Origin of the sequence: Lelliottia sp. (assembly GCF_045627565.1) — a bacterium.
GTDB lineage: Bacteria > Pseudomonadota > Gammaproteobacteria > Enterobacterales > Enterobacteriaceae > Enterobacter.
On the sequence record NZ_JAZQNX010000005.1, the window covers coordinates 58056 to 79731 of the forward strand.

Genomic DNA, 21676 nt, shown 5'->3' on the forward strand with positions numbered 1-21676 from the left:
CTCAGGAGCGATTACTTGCCTTTAATTTCATACAGCGGGGTCTGGCCTGCAATAACCTGACCTTTTGCCTGAATGACCAGGCCGCTAAAGTCGTCGATATTGCTACAGACAACCGGGCTTATCATCGAGCGCGCATGGGCGTTCAGATAGTCCAGATCCATTTCCAGAATCGGTTCACCCGCAACCACTTCTGCGCCCTCTTCAACCAGACGCGTAAAGCCTTTACCCCCCAGAGTGACCGTATCAATGCCCATGTGGACAACGATTTCGGCACCCTTTTCGGTTTCCAGGCAGAACGCATGGTTGGTGTTGAAGATTTTAACGATAGTGCCGGCTGCCGGTGATACCACGAGTTTTTCCGTTGGTACCACTGCCACACCGTCACCCACCGCTTTGCTGGCAAAGGCTTCGTCAGGAACCTGTTCAATCGCGACGACTTCGCCGGTCACTGGCGAAACCAACGCTGCAATAGTTGTTGCGTTAGGCACCGCCTGTGGTTTTGCGGCGGTTGGCGCTGCAACCGGAGCAGAAGCGGATTCTGATGCGGCTACCGGACCGGTGGTTTTCATTGCGTTAGCGATTTTTTCTGCAACGAAGCCCACAATAATCTGCACGCTGGTTTTGTTCAGACGAATCACACCTGACGCACCCAGGCGTTTTGCCAGCGCTTCGTTAACCAGAGAAGAGTCTTTCACGTTCAGACGCAGACGAGTGATGCATGCATCAATACCCGTCAGGTTATCAGAACCGCCCACAGCGGCGATGTACTGACGCGCCAGACCGTCTACGTCCTGGTCTGCGTTAGCGCTCACATTCACGTCCTGACCATCCGCCTCGCTACCGGCAACAGCCAGTTCACGACCCGGAGTCATCAGGTTGAATTTAGTGATCGTGAAGCGGAACACCACGTAGTAGATCGCGAAGAACACCAGGCCCTGCGGGATCAGCATCCACCAGTGTGTCGCCAACGGGTTACGGGAGGACAGCACCATATCCACCAGACCCGCACTGAAGCCGAAACCTGCAATCCAGTGCATCGACGCGGCGATGAACACAGAGATACCGGTCAGCACGGCGTGGATGAAGTACAACACCGGCGCAACGAACATGAAGGAGAATTCCAGCGGCTCGGTGATACCGGTGAAGAAGGCTGCAAATGCACCCGCCATCATGATACCCAGAACTTTCGCTTTATTCTCTGGACGCGCGCAGTGGTAGATGGCCAGCGCCGCACCCGGCAGACCGAACATCATGATCGGGAAGAAGCCCGCCTGGTAACGACCCGTAATACCGACGACCGCTTTACCTGATTCGATGGACTGTGCGCCACCCAGGAAGTTAGGGATATCGTTAATACCCGCGACGTCAAACCAGAATACGGAGTTCAGCGCGTGATGCAGACCGACTGGAATCAGCAAACGGTTGAAGAACGCATACACGCCCGCACCGGCAGAACCCAGTTTCTGGATGTGTTCACCAAAGTTCACCAGACCGTCAAAGATCAGCGGCCAGATGTACATCATGATGAAAGCAACAAAAATCATCACGAAAGAGGTCAGAATCGGCACCAGACGACGGCCGCTGAAGAAGGAGAGCGCTTTTGGCAACTCTACGCTGCTGAAGCGGTTGTACAGTTCTGCGGAGATAATACCCACCAGAATACCCACGAACTGGTTGCTGATCTTACTGAACGCAGCAGGCACCTGGTCTGCTGGGATCTTCTGGATCATCGCCACCGCTGCTGGTGAGCAAAGTGTGGTCAACACGAGGAAGCCCACAAAACCGGTCAGCGCCGCAGCACCGTCTTTATCTTTGGACATGCCGTACGCGACACCAATCGCAAACAAAACGGACATGTTGTCGATGATGGCGGCACCCGATTTAATGAAGAGCGCCGCTAATGCGTTGTCTCCCCCCCAGCTAACCGGGTCAATCCAGTAACCAACACCCATCAGAATTGCTGCCGCTGGCAGCGTGGCAACCGGCACCATCAGTGCGCGGCCAACCTTTTGTAAATAACCTAGAATACTCACTTTCTTCCCCCTTGAGACCCCGTTTAAGGCACGTTCTCAGCTGTTTTTTATTGTGTCACTAACTTATCTATACAGTTGATGAATCACTGGCATTCTGAGTGTGTGAAAAATTAATTCGTATCGCAAATTAAATGCGTACTTTTTGTGAGTTTTGTCACCAAATATCGTTATTAACCCTCCCTTCCACTGGCTAACAGGCAAAACTTATTTTATCATTCAAAAAATCAAGACGGATTGCCCCTGCTTGACGTTATCCAGGTTACGCTTATTAAAGCTCCAGGTGCGCCATCCGCCCACTTTTTTACTTTAACTTAGAGGTGAACAATGAGACTGATTCCCCTGGCAACAGCTGAACAAGTCGGTAAATGGGCCGCTCGCCATATCGTTAACCGCATCAATGCGTTTAAACCGACTGCCGATCGTCCTTTCGTTCTGGGTCTTCCAACCGGCGGCACTCCGCTGACGGCGTATAAAGCATTAGTCGAAATGCATAAAGCGGGCCAGGTTAGCTTCAAACATGTGGTGACTTTCAATATGGACGAATATGTCGGCCTGGCGAAAGAACATCCGGAAAGCTATCACAGCTTCATGCACCGTAATTTCTTTGATCATGTTGATATCCCAGCTGAAAATATTAACCTGCTTAATGGGAACGCGCCTGATATTGACGCAGAATGCCGTCAGTACGAAGAAAAAATCCGCTCATACGGCAAAATTAACCTGTTTATGGGTGGCGTAGGCAACGACGGGCACATTGCGTTTAACGAACCTGCGTCGTCTCTGGCATCTCGCACCCGTATTAAAACGCTGACGCATGACACTCGCGTGGCAAACTCTCGCTTCTTCGACGGCGATGTTAGTCAAGTGCCTAAATATGCACTGACTGTCGGCGTGGGTACGCTGCTGGATGCGGAAGAAGTGATGATTCTGGTGCTGGGCAACGTGAAGGCACAAGCGCTTCAGGCTGCCGTCGAAGGCAACGTGAATCACATGTGGACCATCAGCTGCCTGCAGCTGCATCCTAAAGCCGTCGTCGTGTGCGATGAGCCATCCACGATGGAACTGAAAGTGAAAACGCTGAAATACTTCAACGAGTTAGAAGCTGAAAACATCAAAGGTCTGTAATTGAATTACCGTCTCTTCATAATATAGAGACGGTCGCATTTTTTAACCGGGGGTCGTTATGTACGCTTTAACCCACGGTCGGATTTATACCGGCCATGAAATTCTGGATGACCATGCGATTGTTATCGCTAATGGCCTGATTGAACGTGTCTGCCCACTGGCTGCCTTACCGCCAGGGATCGAACAGCGCTCACTCAATGGAGCAATACTCTCCCCCGGTTTTATTGACGTTCAGCTCAACGGCTGCGGCGGCGTGCAGTTTAATGATACCTCGGAGGCCGTTACGGTCGACACGCTGGAGATCATGCAACACGCCAATGAGAAATCGGGCTGCACCAGCTATCTGCCGACGCTTATCACCACCAGCGATGATCTGATGAAACAAGGTATCCGCGTGATGCGTGAATACCTGGCAAAACATCCGAATCAGGCATTGGGCCTGCATCTGGAAGGACCGTGGCTGAACATCGTCAAAAAAGGAACGCACAACCCGAGCTTCGTGCGTAAACCCGATGCCGAGCTGGTCGATTTCATGTGCGCGAACGCAGATGTGATCACCAAAGTGACACTCGCCCCCGAAATGACCGGCCCCGACGTGATCAGCAAACTGGCGGCGGCAGGCATTGTGGTATCGGCAGGACACTCAAATGCCACGCTGAAAGAGGCCAAAACTGGCTTCCGCGCAGGGATTACCTTTGCCACCCATCTGTACAACGCGATGCCGTATATTACGGGCCGCGAACCAGGCCTGGTAGGCGCGATTCTGGATGAGCCGGACGTGTACTGCGGCATTATCGCCGACGGTCTACACGTGGATTACACCAATATCCGCAATGCCAAACGCCTTAAGGGCGATAAGCTGTGCCTGGTGACTGACGCGACCGCGCCAGCAGGGGCAAACATTGAACAGTTCATTTTTGCTGGTAAAACAATATACTACCGTAATGGATTGTGTGTGGATGAGAACGGTACGCTGAGCGGCTCTGCGCTGACAATGATCGAAGGGGTACGCAACCTGGTTGAACATTGCGGCATTGCACTGGACGAAGTACTGCGTATGGCAACGCTCTATCCGGCTCGCGCTATCGGTGTAGACAAAAAGCTGGGCGGCATTGCGCCGGGCATGGTTGCCAACCTGACCGCCTTCACGCACGATTATAAAATTACTAAGACCATCGTTAATGGTAACGAGGTCGTCACTGAGTAAGTAAAAGTATGACATCTGGCGGACAAGCTCAAATCGGTAACGTTGACCTCGTTAAACAACTTAACAGTGCGGCAGTTTATCGCCTGATTGACCAGCACGGTCCAATCTCGCGCATACAGATTGCTGAACAAAGCCAGCTTGCTCCCGCCAGCGTGACAAAAATCACCCGTCAGCTTATTGAGCGCGGATTGATCAAAGAAGTCGATCAGCAGGCCTCCACCGGAGGCCGACGCGCCATCTCTATTATTACCGAAACCCGCAATTTCCACGCCATCGGCGTGCGCCTGGGCCGTCACGACACCACGCTGACTCTGTACGATTTGAGTAGCAAAGTGATTGCTGAAGAGCACTATCCGCTTCCAGAACGCACTCAGGAAACGCTTGAGCATGCACTGCTCAATACTATCGCACAATTTATTGAAAACAGTCAGCGCAAAATCCGCGAGCTGATCGCTATCTCTGTCATTCTGCCGGGCCTCGTGGATCCGGAAACCGGCGTGATTCGCTATATGCCGCACATTCAGGTTGAAAACTGGGGTCTGGTGGGCGCGCTCGAAAAACGTTTCAACGTCACCTGTTACGTCGGCCATGACATCCGCAGTCTGGCGCTGGCTGAGCACTATTTTGGTGCGAGTCAGGACTGTGAAGATTCCATTCTGGTGCGGGTACATCGGGGAACCGGCGCGGGAATTATCTCTAATGGGCGCATTTTCATTGGCCGTAACGGCAACGTCGGTGAGATTGGTCATATCCAGGTCGATCCGCTCGGTGAGCGCTGCCATTGCGGCAATTTCGGCTGTCTGGAAACGGTGGCGGCTAACGCGGCTATTGAACACCGCGTCCGTCATTTACTTGAACAGGGTTACCAGAGCCGTATCACGCTCGAAGATTGTAAGATCCATACCATTTGCAAAGCCGCCAACAAGGGCGATGCGCTGGCATGTGAAGTTATAGAACAGGTGGGCCGCCATTTGGGTAAAACCATTGCTATCGCCATCAACCTGTTTAACCCCCAAAAAGTGGTGATCGCAGGCGAAATTACAGAAGCAGAAAAAGTCCTGCTTCCGGCGATTGAAGGCTGCATTAATGCTCAGGCGCTGAAAGCCTTTCGCCAGAATTTACCCGTCGTGCGCTCAACGCTCGATCACCGCTCGGCGATTGGCGCGTTTGCGCTGGTCAAACGCGCGATGCTTAACGGTCTGCTGCTCCAGCGTTTGCTGGAAAGCTAAGCACCCTTTATAGTGACCCCTTCTTTTTTCGAGATGCCAGGTAGTCCATGACCATTCAGAATGTGATTTGTGATATTGACGGCGTGCTGATGCACGATAACGTTGCTGTGCCCGGTGCAGCTGAGTTTCTGAACCGCATCATGGAAAAAGGGATGCCGCTGGTACTGCTCACGAATTATCCGTCACAAACTGGGCAGGATCTGGCAAACCGCTTTGCCACCGCGGGTGTGAATGTGCCGGACAGCGTGTTCTATACCTCAGCGATGGCTACCGCTGACTTTCTGAAACGTCAGGAAGGCAAAAAAGCCTACGTCGTGGGTGAAGGCGCATTAATCCACGAACTGTATAAAGCGGGATTTACCATCACTGATGTGAATCCAGATTTTGTGATTGTGGGTGAAACACGTTCGTATAACTGGGAAATGATGCATAAAGCGTCTTACTTTGTCGCCAACGGCGCGCGTTTTATCGCTACCAATCCAGATACCCATGGCCGCGGTTTTTACCCCGCCTGTGGCGCACTCTGCGCGGGTATCGAGAAAATTTCAGGACGCAAGCCTTTCGTTGTCGGGAAGCCTAGCCCGTGGATTATCCGCGCGGCGCTGAACAAAATGCAGGCCCATTCCGAGCACACGGTGATCGTGGGTGATAACCTTCGCACCGATATTCTGGCTGGATTCCAGGCCGGACTTGAAACCATCCTCGTGCTTTCCGGTGTGTCGACCATAGATGACATTGACGCCATGCCGTTCCGGCCAAGTTGGATCTACCCTTCCGTCGAAGAAATTGACGTTATCTGAAAATAAACCACGCCTCAGAGCGTGGTTTTTCATTTTTAAGGCTCCCAAACGCAACCCCATCTAACAAAAACCCTCCAAAACTGAATTATCATCAATAAAACCACCTGCTAAGTGTTCGTTTTTCAACATTCAGCAATCACTATTGCACTTTTTACGTTTTACTCAGCAAAAGCCTTGCGCGCGCCCCCCTTTTTGCGGCATTTTCATAAGCAAGCAACATCACAATGCAACAGGGTTAACGGAGAAGGTTATGTGTTCAATTTTTGGCGTACTGGATATTAAAACTGATGCAGTCGAACTGCGTAAAAAGGCACTTGAGTTGTCTCGCCTGATGCGCCATCGCGGTCCGGACTGGTCCGGCGTTTATGCCAGCGATAAAGCGATTCTGGCTCACGAACGTTTGTCAATTGTTGACGTCAACGCAGGCGCACAGCCACTGTATAACGATAAAAAAACGCACGCGCTGGCTGTTAACGGTGAAATCTATAACCATCAGGCGCTGCGTGCAGAATATGGCGATCGCTACGCATTCCAGACCGGTTCCGACTGTGAAGTTATTCTGGCGTTGTACCAGGAAAAAGGACCGGAATTCCTCGACGATTTACAGGGGATGTTCGCCTTCGCATTGTACGACAGCGAAAAAGACGCCTACCTGATTGCCCGTGACCATATCGGTATTATCCCGCTGTATATGGGCCACGACGAACACGGCAACTTCTATGTTGCCTCCGAAATGAAAGCCCTGGTGCCGGTTTGCCGCACCATCAAAGAATTCCCGGCGGGCAGTTTCCTGTGGAGTAAAGACGGTGAAATCCGCTCTTACTACCAGCGTGACTGGTTCGATTACGATGCCGTTAAGGACAACGTGACCGACAAAGCCGAGCTGGCGCAAGCGCTGGAAGATGCAGTGAAAAGCCATTTGATGTCAGACGTTCCTTACGGCGTGCTGCTGTCTGGCGGTCTGGATTCTTCCGTTATCTCGGCAATCACAAAAAAATTTGCAGCGCGTCGCGTTGAAGATCAAGAACGCTCTGAAGCCTGGTGGCCACAGCTGCACTCTTTTGCCGTTGGCCTTGAAGGTGCGCCGGATCTGAAAGCCGCGCAGGAAGTCGCCAACCATTTGGGCACCGTGCACCATGAAATCCACTTCACCGTGCAGGAAGGCCTGGATGCGATTCGCGACGTGATTTATCACATTGAAACCTATGATGTGACAACCATTCGCGCCTCAACGCCGATGTATTTGATGTCCCGTAAAATCAAAGCGATGGGCATTAAAATGGTCCTGTCAGGCGAAGGTTCTGACGAAGTGTTTGGCGGTTACTTGTACTTCCATAAAGCGCCAAATGCTAAAGAACTGCATGAAGAAACCGTGCGCAAACTGCAGGCATTGCATATGTTTGACTGCGCTCGCGCCAACAAAGCGATGTCCGCATGGGGAGTGGAAGCCCGTGTACCGTTCCTGGACAAGAATTTCCTCGACGTGGCGATGCGGATCAACCCGCAGGATAAAATGTGTGGCAACGGAAAAATGGAAAAGCACGTTCTGCGCGAATGTTTTGAATCCTATTTGCCAGCAAGCGTTGCATGGCGTCAGAAAGAGCAGTTCTCAGACGGCGTGGGTTACAGCTGGATCGACACCCTGAAAGAGGTGGCGGCGAAGCAGGTTTCAGATAAGCAACTGGAAACCGCGAGCTTCCGCTTCCCGTATAACACGCCAGGCTCAAAAGAAGCTTATTTGTACCGTGAGATTTTCGAAGAACTGTTCCCGGTGCCAAGTGCAGCAGAATGCGTGCCAGGCGGTCCGTCTGTGGCCTGCTCTTCTGCAAAAGCCATCGAATGGGACGAATCGTTCAAATCCATGAACGATCCATCAGGTCGAGCTGTAGGCGTGCACCAGTCTGCTTACAAATGATCCAAATGATTGACAACAGGCCCTTCGGGGCCTTTTTTATTGCTCGTGTTTCGTTAAATAAAATCGATTAATAACCAATAATTGCCGAATATTCGGTCACGCTGTTCGCAACCTAACCAAACACTCACATTCTGGCCATTTTCGTTGAAAAAGGTGTTGACGCTGCAAGGGTCTATACGCATAATGCGCCCCGCAACGCCGATAAGGTAGCGTGAAAAAAGATGGCTACGTAGCTCAGTTGGTTAGAGCACATCACTCATAATGATGGGGTCACAGGTTCGAATCCCGTCGTAGCCACCATCTTTTTTTGCGGGAGTGGCGAAATTGGTAGACGCACCAGATTTAGGTTCTGGCGCCGCAAGGTGTGCGAGTTCAAGTCTCGCCTCCCGCACCATTCTCAGTTAGCGTTGCACGGATGGGGTATCGCCAAGCGGTAAGGCACCGGTTTTTGATACCGGCATTCCCTGGTTCGAATCCAGGTACCCCAGCCATTTTTCTTCGATTTGCGGTTCTCCGTGGTTATTGGGGTATCGCCAAGCGGTAAGGCACCGGTTTTTGATACCGGCATTCCCTGGTTCGAATCCAGGTACCCCAGCCATCGAAGAATGCAGTTTGGCTACGTAGCTCAGTTGGTTAGAGCACATCACTCATAATGATGGGGTCACAGGTTCGAATCCCGTCGTAGCCACCAAATTAGGGACGTATCGATTTACTTCGGTCACCCAGAAAAAATTGTTGGGGTATCGCCAAGCGGTAAGGCTCTGGTTTCTGATACCAGCATTCCGAGGTTCGAATCCTCGTACCCCAGCCAATTTTAAAAAGTCGTTGACCCTTTTGTTTAACGCAATTGGGGTGTCGCCAAGCGGTAAGGCACTGGTTTCTGATACCAGCATTCCGGGGTTCGAATCCCTGCACCCCAGCCAATAAGTTACAAAAAAGCCCGCTCTGCGGGCTTTTTTGTTTTTGTCGTATCGTCAGCGCCAAGCCCTCTCCCCGAAGGGATGAGGGGATTGTCGGTACAAAGATTAAAGACCCAGGGCGTACTTCAAAGCCTGACGCTTAAGACCACCGGCACGTTCCGCTGCCATTAAGCCTATATTACGCAGAATACGTACTGGTCCTAAATCGTTGCTGAATCCCGCGTAAAACAGATCCATCCCCGACTGCATCAGGAAATTATCCGCCATACGCCGCGTCTGGTAGCGCTTAAGCACCGCAGCACTCGCCCAGGGCTCTGCGTGTCCTCGCGCACTGTGTAATACATCCAGCAAAGCCTCGACATCACGATAACCGAGATTCACGCCCTGCCCTGCAAGCGGATGAATGGTATGGGCCGCATCGCCCACCAGCGCCAGCCCTTCCTGGGCATATTGCAGCGCATGCCGACGCGTTAACGGGAAACCGCCCGCCGCAACCGGAGTCACCTTACCGAGCCGTGCCGGGAAGTGATGCTCGATTTCGCGCTGTAACTGCTCCATCGACAGCCCCTGAAGCTGACGAATTCGCGCAGGCGTGTCGTACCACACCAGCGACGCCCAGTGTTCAAAAAGCGGCAAAAAGGCATGCGGACCGTTTGGCGTAAAATGCTGCCAGGTGCTGTCACCTGGATCGTTCTCGCATTTAACCGTAATCAGCATACAAGACTGCTGATACTGCCAGGCATGAATACCAATCCCCGCCATCTGACGAACCTGCGAATTCGCGCCGTCCGCCCCAACGACCAGCTTCACCGCCAGCTCATCGCCGTTGTCCAGTTCAAGCAAATACCCACCGTCGTGATGATGAAGTGCTTTCAGCGAAGCCGGGACGCGCAACGTCACGCTGGGATGCGCCTCGAGCGCCTGCCAGAGCGCCAGTTGCAGAACATTATTTTCCACCATGTAACCCAGCAACGGTAACTTCAGATCGGAAGCGTCAAACGTGACATGGGCATTTTCCCACTCCCAGGTTTCGAGACGACGATACGGATGGGCGCGCATCGCCAGAATTGCATCCCATATCCCTAGCCCACGCAGAAGATCCACCGATGCCGCACTGATCGCGGAGATGCGCACATCGGGTTGCTGCGTATTATCAAACGCAGGTGGCGCGGCCTGTTCGATGACCGTTACCTGAAATCCCTGCTGTGCCAGCCCGAGCGCCAGTGCGCCGCCGACCATCCCGCCGCCGACGACGGCGATTTCGGTTTGTTGGAGTGTCATGGTCAATAATCCTTTTAAGAGAATCCCTTCAGTTTACCGGATTTTTACGCCCTTGCGGCTGCCAACCTTCATACTGGTCACAACCCCACCAAAGCATTACAATACGCGGCTTGCAATCCTGAGCCTGAGCAAGTCGATGACTAAAAAACTCCATATAAAAACCTGGGGCTGTCAGATGAACGAATACGATTCATCGAAGATGGCCGATCTGCTGAATGCGACCCACGGGTATGAACTGACCGAACTCGCAGAAGAAGCCGATGTGCTGCTGCTTAACACCTGCTCAATTCGTGAAAAAGCGCAGGAAAAAGTCTTCCATCTGTTAGGCCGCTGGAAACTTCTCAAAAAGAAAAATCCGGATCTGATCATCGGTGTCGGCGGTTGCGTGGCATCCCAAGAAGGCAAACTGATTCGCACCCGCTCCCCTTATGTTGATATCGTATTTGGCCCGCAAACCTTGCATCGCCTGCCGGAAATGATCAACTCGGTGCGCGGCGACCGCAGCCCGGTTGTCGATGTCAGCTTCCCGGAAATCGAAAAATTCGACCGCCTGCCTGAGCCCCGTGCCGACGGGCCGAGCGCGTTCGTCTCTATCATGGAAGGCTGCAATAAATACTGCACCTACTGCGTGGTACCGTACACCCGCGGCGAAGAAGTCAGCCGTCCGTGCGATGACATCCTGTTTGAAGTCGCCCAGCTTGCGGCGCAAGGCGTACGTGAAGTTAACCTGCTAGGACAGAACGTTAACGCCTGGCGCGGCGAAAACTACGATGGCAGCATCGGTACTTTTGCCGAACTGCTGCGTCTGGTTGCCGCTATCGACGGTATCGATCGCGTGCGCTTTACCACCAGCCATCCGATCGAATTCACGGATGACATCATCGACGTTTATCGCGATACCCCAGAGCTGGTAAGTTTCTTGCACCTTCCGGTCCAGTGCGGGTCTGACCGCGTGCTGAACCTGATGGGTCGCACCCATACCGTGCTGGAGTATAAAGCTATCATCCGTAAACTGCGTGAAGCGCGCCCGGATATTCAGATAAGCTCCGATTTTATCGTCGGCTTCCCTGGCGAAACGACCGATGATTTTGAGCGCACCATGAAGCTTATCGGGGAAATCAATTTCGACGTCAGCTTTAGCTTTATCTTCTCCGCGCGTCCGGGAACACCTGCTGCCGATATGGTTGACGATGTGCCGGAAGAAGAGAAGAAACAGCGCTTGTACATTTTGCAGGAGCGCATTAACCAGCAGGTTACGGCCTGGAGTCGTCGCATGCTTGGCACGACCCAACGTATTCTGGTGGAAGGTACGTCGCGCAAAAGCGTCATGCAGCTTTCAGGCCGCACCGAGAACAACCGCGTGGTTAACTTTGAAGGTACACCGGACATGATCGGCAAGTTTGTCGACATTGAAATTCTGGAAGTGCTCACCAACTCCATGCGTGGCAAAGTGGTCCGTACAGAAGATCAGATGGGACTGCGCGTGGCGGAAACGCCTGCCTCCGTCATTGCCCGTACGCGCAAAGAAAATGATTCAGGCGCGGTGGTTTATCAGCCGTGATGCGTTCAGGCCTGCCCGTCTGGCAGGCCTTGTAATTCCCTTCTGCGTCCCCAATATGCAAGCATAAGCTTGCGCCTTTAATCTGTGGCGTGAATAATTTCGTTATGACGACTCGTCTGTAGGCCGGATTTGCATTTCGCAGTCCGGCAATACACACATTAAGAGGAACAGTTTGAATACAGAAACGCGTGAAATGACCCTTGAGCCAGCAGACAACGCTCGCCTGCTGAGCCTGTGCGGGCCGTTTGATGACAACATCAAACAACTGGAGCGACGTCTGGGTATTGAAATCAATCGTCGCGATAATCACTTCAAACTCACCGGACGCACCATCTGCGTCAACGCCGCGGCAGATATCCTGCGCAGCCTGTATGTCGATACCGCCCCGATGCGCGGAGAGACGCAGGATATTGAGCCAGAAAAAATTCACCTCGCGATTAAAGAAGCACGCGTGCTGGAACAGAGCGCGGACAGCGTTCCTGAATACGGCAAAGTGATTAACATCAAAACCAAGCGCGGCGTCATCAAGCCACGCACGCCAAATCAGGCGCAGTACATCGCCAACATTCTTGATCATGACATCACGTTTGGCGTCGGCCCTGCGGGTACGGGTAAAACCTATCTGGCCGTTGCGGCCGCGGTGGATGCGCTGGAACGCCAGGACATTCGTCGAATTCTGCTGACCCGCCCTGCGGTTGAAGCGGGTGAAAAACTGGGCTTCCTGCCCGGCGATTTGAGCCAGAAAGTCGATCCGTATCTCCGCCCGCTGTATGACGCCCTGTTCGAAATGCTGGGTTTTGAAAAAGTCGAAAAGCTGATTGAACGAAACGTCATCGAAGTTGCCCCGCTGGCTTATATGCGCGGCCGTACGCTGAATGATGCGTTTATTATTCTTGATGAAAGCCAGAACACCACCATCGAACAGATGAAGATGTTCCTGACGCGTATTGGCTTCAACTCGAAAGCAGTGATTACCGGCGATATTACCCAGATCGACCTGCCGCGCAGCACGAAATCCGGTCTGCGCCACGCCATCGAAGTGCTGGCGGATGTAGACGAAATCAGCTTTAACTTCTTCAACAGCGAAGACGTGGTCCGCCATCCGGTGGTAGCGCGCATCGTTAACGCCTATGAGGCGTGGGAAGAAGCAGAGCAAAAACGTAAAGAAGAACAGGCAGCGGAACGCAAACGCGAATCCCAGGAGCAAGAGAATAAATGAGTCAGGTGATCCTCGATTTACAGCTGGCATGTGAAGACAATTCCGGTTTGCCGGAAGAGAGTCAGTTCCAGAAATGGCTGGATGCGGTGATTCCCCAGTTCCAGGAAGAGTCAGAAGTGACGATTCGTGTGGTGGATGAAGCAGAAAGCCACGAGCTCAACCTGAACTATCGCGGGAAAGATAAGCCAACCAACGTGCTCTCGTTCCCGTTTGAAGCGCCTCCAGGTATTGAGTTGCCGCTGCTGGGCGATTTGATCATCTGCCGCCAGGTAGTTGAACAGGAAGCCAAAGAACAGCAAAAACCGCTCGACGCGCACTGGGCGCATATGGTCATTCACGGTAGCCTACATCTGCTTGGCTACGATCATATTGAAGACGAAGAAGCGGAAGAGATGGAATCCCTTGAGACAGAGATAATGCTTGCTCTGGGCTATGAGGATCCGTACATTGCCGAGAAAGAATAGTCAGTTAAGCTTCAATAGCTGAACTGACAAATCATGCCGCCGCAAAGGGATATTTCCTGCGGCGGTGCGCTTTACACTGACGAGAGAACCCTTAACAAACGCCATGAGCGACGACAATTCACACAGTAGCGACACGACAACCAGTAAGAAGGGATTTTTCTCCCTCATTCTGAGCCAGCTTTTCCACGGTGAACCGAAAAACCGTGATGAACTTCTGGAGCTGATTCGTGATTCCGGGCAGAACGATCTTATCGACGAAGATACGCGCGAAATGCTCGAAGGGGTCATGGACATCGCCGACCAGCGCGTTCGCGATATCATGATCCCCCGCTCGCAGATGATTACCCTGAAACGCAACCAAACGTTGGACGAGTGCCTCGATGTCATTATCGAATCCGCCCACTCGCGTTTCCCGGTCATCAGCGAAGACAAAGATCACATCGAAGGGATTCTGATGGCGAAAGATCTGCTGCCGTTTATGCGCAGCGATTCCGAAGCCTTCAGCATGGAAAAAGTGTTACGCCAGGCGGTGGTGGTTCCGGAAAGTAAGCGTGTTGACCGCATGCTGAAAGAGTTCCGCTCCCAACGCTACCACATGGCGATTGTTATCGATGAATTTGGCGGCGTTTCTGGCCTTGTTACGATTGAAGACATTCTCGAACTGATTGTCGGCGAGATTGAAGACGAATATGACGAAGAAGACGATATCGAATTCCGTCAGCTAAGTCGTCATACCTGGACCGTGCGCGCGCTGGCCTCTATTGAAGAGTTCAACGAAACTTTCGGCACCCACTTCAGCGATGAAGAAGTCGATACTATCGGTGGTCTGGTGATGCAGGCATTTGGTCATCTTCCTGCGCGTGGCGAATCCGTTGAAATCGACGGTTACCAGTTTAAGGTCGCCATGGCCGACAGTCGCCGTATTATACAGGTTCACGTCAGAATGCCGGACGACTCCCCGGTACCAAAACTGGAAGACTAATGTAAATGGCATTTGCCCCATTATTTGAACGCCAGCGCGTACGTTTGCTGCTGGCGCTGTTACTCGGAGCCAGCGGAACGCTGGCTTTTTCTCCTTACGACATCTGGCCCGCAGCCCTTATTTCGCTGATGGGTTTGCAAGGATTAACGCTTAACCGCCGCCCGGTACAGGCCGCCGCAATCGGCTACTTCTGGGGGCTTGGCCTGTTCGGTTCAGGCATTAACTGGGTGTACGTCAGTATCGCGCAGTTTGGCGGAATGCCGGGGCCGGTTAACGTGTTCCTTGTGGTACTGCTGGCCGCTTATCTTTCACTGTATACCGGTTTATTTGCAGGCATTCTCTCTCGCCTGTGGCCTAAAACGACCTGGATTCGTGTCGCCATCGCTGCGCCTGTGGTCTGGCAAATTACCGAATTCCTGCGCGGATGGGTCTTAACCGGATTCCCGTGGCTCCAGTTCGGTTACAGCCAGATTGACGGTCCATTGAAAGGGCTGGCACCTGTCATGGGCGTTGAGGCGATCAACTTTCTGCTGATGGTGGTCAGCGGCCTGCTCGTTCTGGCGCTGATTAAACGTAACTTGAAACCGCTGGTTGTTGCGGTTGTGCTGTTCGCACTGCCCTTCCCGCTGCGTTATATCCAGTGGTTTACGCTGGAGTCTGAACGCGCCACCCAGGTGTCTATGGTGCAGGGCAATATCCCTCAGTCCCTGAAGTGGGACGAGAACCAGCTGATTAACACGCTGAAAATCTATCTCGATGCAACGCAAAAAGAGATGGGAAAATCGCAGCTGATTATCTGGCCTGAATCGGCGATTCCGGATCTGGAAATCAATCAGCAACGTTTTCTGAGCATGATGGACGATCTGCTACGTGCCCGTAATAGCACCCTGATCACCGGGATTGTCGACGCGCGGCTGAACAAGCAAAACCGTTACGACACCTACAACACCATCATTACGCTCGGGAAAGACAATCCGTACAGCTACGAGTCGACCAACCGCTACAATAAAAACCATCTGGTTCCGTTTGGCGAATTTGTCCCTCTGGAATCGATTCTGCGACCGTTGGCGCCGTTCTTCGATTTGCCGATGTCGTCGTTTAGCCGCGGCCCCTACGTTCAGCCACAACTGCATGCGCATGGGTTAGCGCTGACTCCTGCCATTTGCTACGAAATCATTCTTGGCGAACAGGTCCGCGACAACTTCCGCCCGAACACCGATTATCTGCTGACCATTTCGAATGATGCCTGGTTTGGTAAGTCGATTGGCCCATGGCAACACTTCCAGATGGCGCGTATGCGTTCGCTGGAACTGGCCCGACCGCTACTGCGCAGCACCAATAACGGCATCACCGCGGTGATTGGTCCGCAGGGCGAAATCCAGGCAATGATCCCACAGTTTACCCGTGCGGTATTAACCACGAAAGTCACGCCGACCACTGGCATGACGCCGTACGCTCGTACCGGGAACTGGCCACTGTGGATCCTGACTGCGCTGTTTGGTTTTGGCGCGCTGCTCATGAGTTTACGTCAGCGTCGTCGTTAAGCCCTTCCTATAACCCGGCCACGCGTAGTGTGCCGGGCAAACAAATCCTGCCTTATCTGCCATTTCTGGCACATCTATTGCTTTGTTAAATCACATATTCAGTCGTTTGGCTTAACGTGCAACTCAGTCGCACCATCGCAGTTCAGCGGTAGCACCGAAACGGTGCAACGAGAGATTTTTGCCTTTGAATGGTGCGGCGCGCTTCGCAAAAATAAACAATAACGCAGCAAAATCTTTACATTAAGCCAGACTAAATGTTAACAAGCTTGCATAACACTGCACTCGCATAGCGCGAGATATAACAACATCACAATGGGTATCGATGCGTCTCTGGCGCAGATAATAAAAGGAGTTGGGTATGCAATTACGTAAACTGGCCACAGCAATGCTGGTGATGGGAATGTCCGCAAGCGTCGTTCACGCTGAAGACGCCCCGGCTGCCGGGAGCACTCTCGACAAGATTGCCAAAAATGGCGTGATCGTGGTCGGCCACCGTGAATCTTCCGTCCCGTTCTCATACTACGACAACACGCAAAAAGTCGTGGGTTACTCTCAGGATTACTCCAACGCAATCGTTGAAGCCGTCAAGAAAAAGCTGAACAAGCCCGATCTTGAGGTGAAGCTGATTCCAATTACCTCACAAAACCGTATTCCGCTACTGCAAAACGGCACCTTCGATTTTGAATGTGGTTCAACAACGAACAACCTTGAGCGTCAAAAACAAGCGGCCTTCTCCGACACCATTTTCGTGGTGGGTACACGTCTGCTGACCAAAAAAGGCGGCGACATCAAAGACTTCGCAGACCTGAAAGGCAAAGCGGTTGTTGTGACCTCGGGTACCACTTCTGAAGTTCTGCTGCACAAGCTGAATGAAGAGAAGAAAATGGACATGCGCATCATCAGCGCGAAAGACCACGGTGACTCCTTCCGTACGCTTGAAAGCGGTCGTGCGGTAGCCTTCATGATGGATGATGCTCTGCTGGCTGGCGAACGTGCGAAAGCGAAGAAACCAGACAACTGGGAAATCGTTGGCACAGCGCAGTCCAAAGAAGCTTACGGCTGCATGCTGCGTAAAGACGATGCGGACTTCAAAAAGCTGATCGATGACACCATCGCGAAGACGCAGACGTCTGGCGAAGCGGAAAAATGGTTCGATAAGTGGTTCAAGAACCCGATTCCACCAAAAAATCTCAACATGAACTTTGAGCTGTCTAGCGACATGAAAGCCCTGTTCAAAGAACCAAACGACAAAGCACTTAACTAATTAGAACCATAGGGGCGGGATCTCCTGCCCTCTCGATTGTCGGGAAGCGCGGACAGACTATACGCTGAGTGGTCGTTCCCCACTCAGCGCGAAAATTGAGCTTCTCACCAATCTTCGAGGGTAGCGCTGCTACCCTTTTTTTTCTGGAGTTGATTATGTCAATAGACTGGAACTGGGGCATTTTTCTGCAACAAGCCCCGTTCGGCAACACAACCTATCTTGGCTGGCTGTGGAGCGGCTTTCAGGTCACCGTTGCGCTCTCTATAACGGCCTGGATTATCGCCTTCCTTGTCGGCTCACTGTTCGGTATTTTGCGTACCGTACCTAACCGCTTTCTCTCTTCTCTTGGCACACTTTACGTTGAACTGTTCCGTAACGTTCCGTTAATCGTGCAGTTCTTTACGTGGTATCTGGTCGTTCCTGAACTGCTACCTGAAAATCTCGGGATGTGGTTTAAGTCGGAACTGGACCCTAACATTCAGTTCTTCGTCTCCTCCATGCTCTGCCTTGGATTGTTCACCGCGGCGCGCGTCTGTGAGCAGGTTCGTTCGGGCATCCAGTCTCTGCCGCGCGGGCAAAAAAATGCCGCGCTGGCGATGGGGCTGACGCTGCCACAAGCCTACCGCTACGTGCTGCTGCCAAACGCCTATCGCGTGATCGTGCCACCCATGACCTCAGAGATGATGAACCTGGTGAAGAACTCCGCCATCGCCTCGACCATCGGTCTGGTCGATATGGCCGCGCAAGCGGGCAAGCTTTTGGATTACTCCGCACACGCGTGGGAATCCTTCACCGCAATCACGCTCGCCTACGTGCTGATTAATACTGTCATCATGCTGGTGATGAACCTGGTTGAACGTAAAACTCGCCTACCGGGCAATCTGGGGGGCAAATAATGTACGAGTTTGACTGGAGTTCCATCGTCCCATCGATGCCGTATCTGTTGGACGGGCTGTTGATTACCTTAAAAATCACCGTCATCGCCATCGTTATCGGTATTGTCTGGGGCACAATTCTGGCGGTCATGCGCCTGTCGAGCTTTAAACCGTTCGCCTGGTTCGCCACGGCTTATGTCAACGTTTTCCGCTCCATTCCACTGGTAATGGTGCTGCTGTGGTTTTATCTGATCGTACCGGGTCTGTTGCAAAACGTACTTGGGCTTTCGCCGAAAGCGGATATCCGCCTGATCTCTGCGATGGTCGCTTTCTCGATGTTTGAGGCGGCTTATTATTCCGAAATTATTCGCGCAGGTATTCAGAGCATTTCGCGTGGGCAATCCAGCGCAGCGCTTGCGCTGGGGATGACTCACTGGCAGTCAATGAAGCTCATTATTCTGCCGCAGGCGTTTCGCGCCATGGTTCCACTGCTGCTCACGCAGGGCATAGTCCTCTTTCAGGATACGTCGCTGGTGTATGTGCTGAGCCTCGCGGACTTCTTCCGTACAGCCTCCACAATCGGTGAGCGTGACGGTACGCAGGTGGAGATGATCCTGTTCGCAGGTGCGGTTTATTTTGCAATTAGTTTAAGTGCATCGCTATTGGTCAGCTGGCTGAAGAAAAGGACAGTGCAATGATTTCCCTGAAAAATGTTTCAAAATGGTATGGGCACTTTCAGGTGCTGACCGACTGCTCAACGGAAGTGAAAAAAGGCGAAGTGGTGGTGGTTTGCGGGCCGTCAGGTTCCGGTAAATCTACGCTTATCAAAACCGTTAACGGTCTTGAACCTGTTCAGCAGGGTGAGATTACGGTCGATGGCACTAAAGTGAACGCCAAAAGCACGGACCTCGCCAAGTTGCGTTCGCATGTCGGCATGGTGTTCCAGCACTTTGAGCTGTTCCCGCATCTGTCGATCATTGAGAACCTGACGCTGGCGCAGATTAAAGTGCTCAAGCGCGACAAAACAGCCGCGCGTGAAAAAGGGTTAAAGCTTCTGGAACGTGTCGGGTTGTCTGCCCATGCGAATAAGTTCCCGGCGCAGCTTTCCGGCGGCCAGCAGCAACGCGTGGCTATCGCCCGCGCGCTGTGTATGGATCCGATTGCCATGCTGTTCGATGAACCCACTTCCGCACTCGATCCAGAGATGATTAACGAAGTGCTGGACGTCATGGTTGAGCTGGCTCACGAAGGCATGACCATGATGGTGGTGACCCACGAAATGGGCTTTGCCCGTAAAGTGGCGAATCGAGTGATCTTTATGGATGAAGGCAAGATCGTCGAAGATTCTCCGAAAGAAGATTTCTTTGCCAATCCGCAATCCGATCGCGCTAAAGACTTCCTCGCAAAAATCCTGCATTAATCAATACCGTGCGCAATCTTTGGATTGCGCACGACTTCACGCTTTGCCTCTCTTTTTCTCGTCTGTTTCACATCGCGGCGTTAACCTTGTCACAAACTCACGCTCAGAATGGAGAACAGAACGCTATGGCACTGCCTATTATTCTCGATTGCGATCCGGGTCATGATGACGCTATCGCACTTGTTCTTGCCCTCGCGTCACCGGAGTTAGCACTCAAAGCCGTTACCTCTTCCGCTGGAAATCAAACGCCCGACAAAACGCTGCGTAACGTATTGCGCATGTTGACGTTGCTTAACCGTACCGATATCCCGGTGGCGGGTGGCGCGCGCAAGCCCCTGATGCGCGACTTGATTATTGCTGACAACGTCCATGGAGAGACCGGCCTTGATGGCCCTGCACTGCCAGAACCGACTTTCAAATCCCAGGCTTGTACGGCGGTTGAGCTGATGGCCAAGGTGCTGCGCGAAAGCGATGAGCCTGTCACGCTGGTGGCAACCGGCCCGCAAACGAACGTGGCGCTGCTGCTCAATAGTCACCCAGAGCTGCACCGTAAGATCGCGCGTATTGTGATCATGGGGGGATCAATGGGGCCAGGAAACTGGACGCCTGCCGCCGAATTCAACATTTTTGTCGATCCCGAAGCGGCTGAGATCGTGTTCCAGTCCGGCTTACCGATTGTGATGGCAGGCCTGGACGTCACCCATCGCGCGCAAATTATGTCAGCCGACGTTGAGCGTTTCCGCGCGATTGGCAACCCCGTTGCTATCACCGTGGCAGAATTGCTCGACTTCTTTATGGAATACCATAAAGCGGAAAAATGGGGATTCCATGGCGCGCCCTTACACGATCCGTGCACGATTGCCTGGCTGTTAAAACCAGAACTGTTTACCACTGTTGATCGTTGGGTCGGTGTGGAAACGCAGGGGAAATACACGCAAGGGATGACGGTGGTGGATTATTATTCGCTGACCGGTAACAAACCGAATACAACGCTGATGGTCGATATCGACAGACAGGGCTTTGTGGATTTACTGGCGGAGCGGCTTGCACAGTTTAGTATACGATGATGCCCTCACCGCAGCCCTCTCCCACAAAGAGAGGGAGCAAACATCAAAAAACGGCAACTAAGTTGCCGTTTTGCTTTTACCTACGGCTCAAACGGCCGTCTCTGGAATTGATCGTGGCCACATTTCGGGCAGCGTGGCAGCACGTCGGGGGTGTACACCGCCAGATGGAAGTGACAGTTTTCGCACACCAGATTCCCCAACCCCACCACTTCGCCGCTGTGATATACGCCGTGATGATTTAGATCCTGGAAAACTTCGCGCCATTCCAGCTGGGTTTTATCGGTAATATCCGCCAGCTCCTGCCACAGACTTTCTTTAATGACGCGCATAAATACGCTGTCAGTGATTTCATTCTGACTCTCTTCGTAACTTCTCGCGAACTCTTCAAGATCGCGCCGCACGGCCCGCGTCACCTCTTCGACTTCGGTACGCGTTAATTCACCCGTTTGCACGACCCGCGCACGAGCCTGTTCCACCAGCGCGTCGATATCGCGTTCTCCGTTGCGCAGCCGTTCCGTCAGTGTGGCTACCAGTTCGCGGTAATATTGAGCAACCTTGTTCATCATTTCGCCTCCCGGGTAAGTAACTGTCTCTAATGATAGACCTTATTTGCGAAGCGCTGTGTCAGGTCATCCACACTCTGCGTAAATTCCTGCAAGCGCGTTTTTTGGGAAAGGCTGTTTTGAGGCGGACGTTTGGGCTATGCTAGGCGGATCTGAAATTCCCCATCCATTGGCTACGTTTGTAGCTGTATTGAGAACAGGACCACT

General features: G+C 52.6%; 18 protein-coding genes and 7 tRNA genes. 22 read left to right on the forward strand and 3 right to left on the reverse strand.

Going from position 1 to position 21676, the window contains the following annotated elements:
• Window positions 1–11 precede the first annotated feature (11 nt).
• Complete coding sequence (gene nagE / locus ACKI5T_RS02760; RefSeq protein WP_407435368.1) at window positions 12–2033, reverse strand: N-acetylglucosamine-specific PTS transporter subunit IIBC; 2022 nt, start codon at window positions 2031–2033, stop codon at window positions 12–14.
• Window positions 2034–2357: 324 nt separating this feature from the next.
• Between nagE and nagB the strand changes: the two genes are divergently transcribed.
• The 12 genes from nagB to ACKI5T_RS02820 all read left to right on the forward strand — a co-directional run bounded on the left by nagB (window position 2358) and on the right by ACKI5T_RS02820 (window position 9232).
• Complete coding sequence (gene nagB, locus ACKI5T_RS02765) at window positions 2358–3158, forward strand: glucosamine-6-phosphate deaminase (protein ID WP_012016593.1); 801 nt, start codon at window positions 2358–2360, stop codon at window positions 3156–3158.
• Between the two features lie 58 nt (window positions 3159–3216).
• Complete coding sequence (gene nagA / locus ACKI5T_RS02770; RefSeq protein WP_407435371.1) at window positions 3217–4365, forward strand: N-acetylglucosamine-6-phosphate deacetylase; 1149 nt, start codon at window positions 3217–3219, stop codon at window positions 4363–4365.
• Window positions 4366–4373: 8 nt separating this feature from the next.
• A complete protein-coding gene (locus ACKI5T_RS02775) occupies window positions 4374–5594 on the forward strand; it encodes an N-acetylglucosamine repressor (protein WP_012016591.1) in 1221 nt (406 codons plus the stop codon).
• A gap of 47 nt (window positions 5595–5641) precedes the next feature.
• Window positions 5642–6394, forward strand: a complete 753-nt coding sequence (gene nagD, locus ACKI5T_RS02780; RefSeq protein ID WP_012016590.1) for a ribonucleotide monophosphatase NagD — start codon at window positions 5642–5644, stop codon at window positions 6392–6394.
• A 250-nt stretch (window positions 6395–6644) separates the two neighbouring features.
• Window positions 6645–8309, forward strand: coding sequence for an asparagine synthase B (asnB, locus tag ACKI5T_RS02785; protein WP_012016589.1), 1665 nt, complete (start codon window positions 6645–6647; stop codon window positions 8307–8309).
• Window positions 8310–8532: 223 nt separating this feature from the next.
• Window positions 8533–8609: transfer RNA gene (locus ACKI5T_RS02790), tRNA-Met, on the forward strand.
• A 9-nt stretch (window positions 8610–8618) separates the two neighbouring features.
• A tRNA-Leu gene (locus ACKI5T_RS02795) sits at window positions 8619–8703 on the forward strand.
• A 22-nt stretch (window positions 8704–8725) separates the two neighbouring features.
• A tRNA-Gln gene (locus tag ACKI5T_RS02800) sits at window positions 8726–8800 on the forward strand.
• 32 nt (window positions 8801–8832) lie between these two features.
• Window positions 8833–8907 (forward strand) — tRNA-Gln (locus ACKI5T_RS02805).
• Window positions 8908–8923: 16 nt separating this feature from the next.
• Window positions 8924–9000, forward strand: a tRNA-Met gene (locus tag ACKI5T_RS02810).
• Window positions 9001–9045: 45 nt separating this feature from the next.
• Window positions 9046–9120 (forward strand) — tRNA-Gln (locus ACKI5T_RS02815).
• 37 nt (window positions 9121–9157) lie between these two features.
• Window positions 9158–9232 (forward strand) — tRNA-Gln (locus ACKI5T_RS02820).
• A 102-nt stretch (window positions 9233–9334) separates the two neighbouring features.
• On the opposite strand, the gene ubiF is transcribed toward ACKI5T_RS02820, so the two are convergent.
• Window positions 9335–10510: a 3-demethoxyubiquinol 3-hydroxylase gene (gene ubiF / locus ACKI5T_RS02825; protein ID WP_407435374.1), complete on the reverse strand. Its 1176-nt coding sequence runs from the start codon at window positions 10508–10510 to the stop codon at window positions 9335–9337.
• A 136-nt stretch (window positions 10511–10646) separates the two neighbouring features.
• On the opposite strand from ubiF, the gene miaB reads away from it, so the two are divergent.
• The 10 genes from miaB to rihA all read left to right on the forward strand — a co-directional run bounded on the left by miaB (window position 10647) and on the right by rihA (window position 20906).
• The gene (gene miaB / locus ACKI5T_RS02830; protein WP_012016587.1) at window positions 10647–12071 is read left to right on the forward strand and encodes a tRNA (N6-isopentenyl adenosine(37)-C2)-methylthiotransferase MiaB; all 1425 of its coding nucleotides are present in this window, start codon (window positions 10647–10649) and stop codon (window positions 12069–12071) included.
• A 172-nt stretch (window positions 12072–12243) separates the two neighbouring features.
• Entirely contained in the window at window positions 12244–13290 is a 1047-nt protein-coding gene (locus ACKI5T_RS02835; RefSeq protein ID WP_407435376.1) for a PhoH family protein, read from the forward strand.
• Entirely contained in the window at window positions 13287–13754 is a 468-nt protein-coding gene (gene ybeY / locus ACKI5T_RS02840) for an rRNA maturation RNase YbeY (RefSeq protein ID WP_407435378.1), read from the forward strand. The genes ACKI5T_RS02835 and ybeY overlap by 4 nt, the downstream gene beginning before the upstream one ends.
• Before the next feature lie 103 nt (window positions 13755–13857).
• Window positions 13858–14736: a CNNM family magnesium/cobalt transport protein CorC gene (gene corC, locus ACKI5T_RS02845; RefSeq protein WP_012016584.1), complete on the forward strand. Its 879-nt coding sequence runs from the start codon at window positions 13858–13860 to the stop codon at window positions 14734–14736.
• Window positions 14737–14741: 5 nt separating this feature from the next.
• Window positions 14742–16280, forward strand: a complete 1539-nt coding sequence (gene lnt, locus ACKI5T_RS02850; protein WP_407435381.1) for an apolipoprotein N-acyltransferase — start codon at window positions 14742–14744, stop codon at window positions 16278–16280.
• Between the two features lie 358 nt (window positions 16281–16638).
• A complete protein-coding gene (locus ACKI5T_RS02855) occupies window positions 16639–17544 on the forward strand; it encodes an amino acid ABC transporter substrate-binding protein (RefSeq protein WP_012016582.1) in 906 nt (301 codons plus the stop codon).
• Between the two features lie 155 nt (window positions 17545–17699).
• Window positions 17700–18440: an amino acid ABC transporter permease gene (locus ACKI5T_RS02860; RefSeq protein WP_012016581.1), complete on the forward strand. Its 741-nt coding sequence runs from the start codon at window positions 17700–17702 to the stop codon at window positions 18438–18440.
• On the forward strand, window positions 18440–19117 hold the full coding sequence (gene gltK / locus ACKI5T_RS02865) for a glutamate/aspartate ABC transporter permease GltK (RefSeq protein WP_012016580.1): 678 nt from the start codon (window positions 18440–18442) through the stop codon (window positions 19115–19117). The genes ACKI5T_RS02860 and gltK overlap by 1 nt, the downstream gene beginning before the upstream one ends.
• Window positions 19114–19839 carry an amino acid ABC transporter ATP-binding protein gene (locus ACKI5T_RS02870; protein ID WP_407435383.1) on the forward strand — a complete coding sequence of 242 codons (726 nt, stop codon included), beginning with the start codon at window positions 19114–19116 and terminating at the stop codon, window positions 19837–19839. Before gltK ends, ACKI5T_RS02870 begins: the two co-directional genes overlap by 4 nt.
• Before the next feature lie 125 nt (window positions 19840–19964).
• Window positions 19965–20906 carry a pyrimidine-specific ribonucleoside hydrolase RihA gene (gene rihA, locus ACKI5T_RS02875; RefSeq protein ID WP_407435385.1) on the forward strand — a complete coding sequence of 314 codons (942 nt, stop codon included), beginning with the start codon at window positions 19965–19967 and terminating at the stop codon, window positions 20904–20906.
• A gap of 80 nt (window positions 20907–20986) precedes the next feature.
• On the opposite strand, the gene ACKI5T_RS02880 is transcribed toward rihA, so the two are convergent.
• Window positions 20987–21469 carry a zinc ribbon-containing protein gene (locus ACKI5T_RS02880; RefSeq protein WP_059178750.1) on the reverse strand — a complete coding sequence of 161 codons (483 nt, stop codon included), beginning with the start codon at window positions 21467–21469 and terminating at the stop codon, window positions 20987–20989.
• Window positions 21470–21676: the final 207 nt, after the last annotated feature.

Bases quoted from the DNA above. Each gene is read 5' to 3' on its own strand.
- gltK (WP_012016580.1), top strand. From the start codon at position 18,440: ATGTACGAGTTTGACTGGAGTTCCATCGTCCCATCGATGCCGTATCTG.
- nagB (WP_012016593.1), top strand. From the start codon at position 2,358: ATGAGACTGATTCCCCTGGCAACAGCTGAACAAGTCGGTAAATGGGCC.
- lnt (WP_407435381.1), top strand. From the start codon at position 14,742: ATGGCATTTGCCCCATTATTTGAACGCCAGCGCGTACGTTTGCTGCTG.
- ACKI5T_RS02775 (WP_012016591.1), top strand. From the start codon at position 4,374: ATGACATCTGGCGGACAAGCTCAAATCGGTAACGTTGACCTCGTTAAA.
- rihA (WP_407435385.1), top strand. From the start codon at position 19,965: ATGGCACTGCCTATTATTCTCGATTGCGATCCGGGTCATGATGACGCT.
- asnB (WP_012016589.1), top strand. From the start codon at position 6,645: ATGTGTTCAATTTTTGGCGTACTGGATATTAAAACTGATGCAGTCGAA.
- nagD (WP_012016590.1), top strand. From the start codon at position 5,642: ATGACCATTCAGAATGTGATTTGTGATATTGACGGCGTGCTGATGCAC.
- ybeY (WP_407435378.1), top strand. From the start codon at position 13,287: ATGAGTCAGGTGATCCTCGATTTACAGCTGGCATGTGAAGACAATTCC.
- nagA (WP_407435371.1), top strand. From the start codon at position 3,217: ATGTACGCTTTAACCCACGGTCGGATTTATACCGGCCATGAAATTCTG.
- ACKI5T_RS02855 (WP_012016582.1), top strand. From the start codon at position 16,639: ATGCAATTACGTAAACTGGCCACAGCAATGCTGGTGATGGGAATGTCC.
- ubiF (WP_407435374.1), bottom strand. From the start codon at position 10,510: ATGACACTCCAACAAACCGAAATCGCCGTCGTCGGCGGCGGGATGGTC.
- ACKI5T_RS02870 (WP_407435383.1), top strand. From the start codon at position 19,114: ATGATTTCCCTGAAAAATGTTTCAAAATGGTATGGGCACTTTCAGGTG.
- ACKI5T_RS02860 (WP_012016581.1), top strand. From the start codon at position 17,700: ATGTCAATAGACTGGAACTGGGGCATTTTTCTGCAACAAGCCCCGTTC.
- corC (WP_012016584.1), top strand. From the start codon at position 13,858: ATGAGCGACGACAATTCACACAGTAGCGACACGACAACCAGTAAGAAG.
- ACKI5T_RS02880 (WP_059178750.1), bottom strand. From the start codon at position 21,469: ATGAACAAGGTTGCTCAATATTACCGCGAACTGGTAGCCACACTGACG.
- miaB (WP_012016587.1), top strand. From the start codon at position 10,647: ATGACTAAAAAACTCCATATAAAAACCTGGGGCTGTCAGATGAACGAA.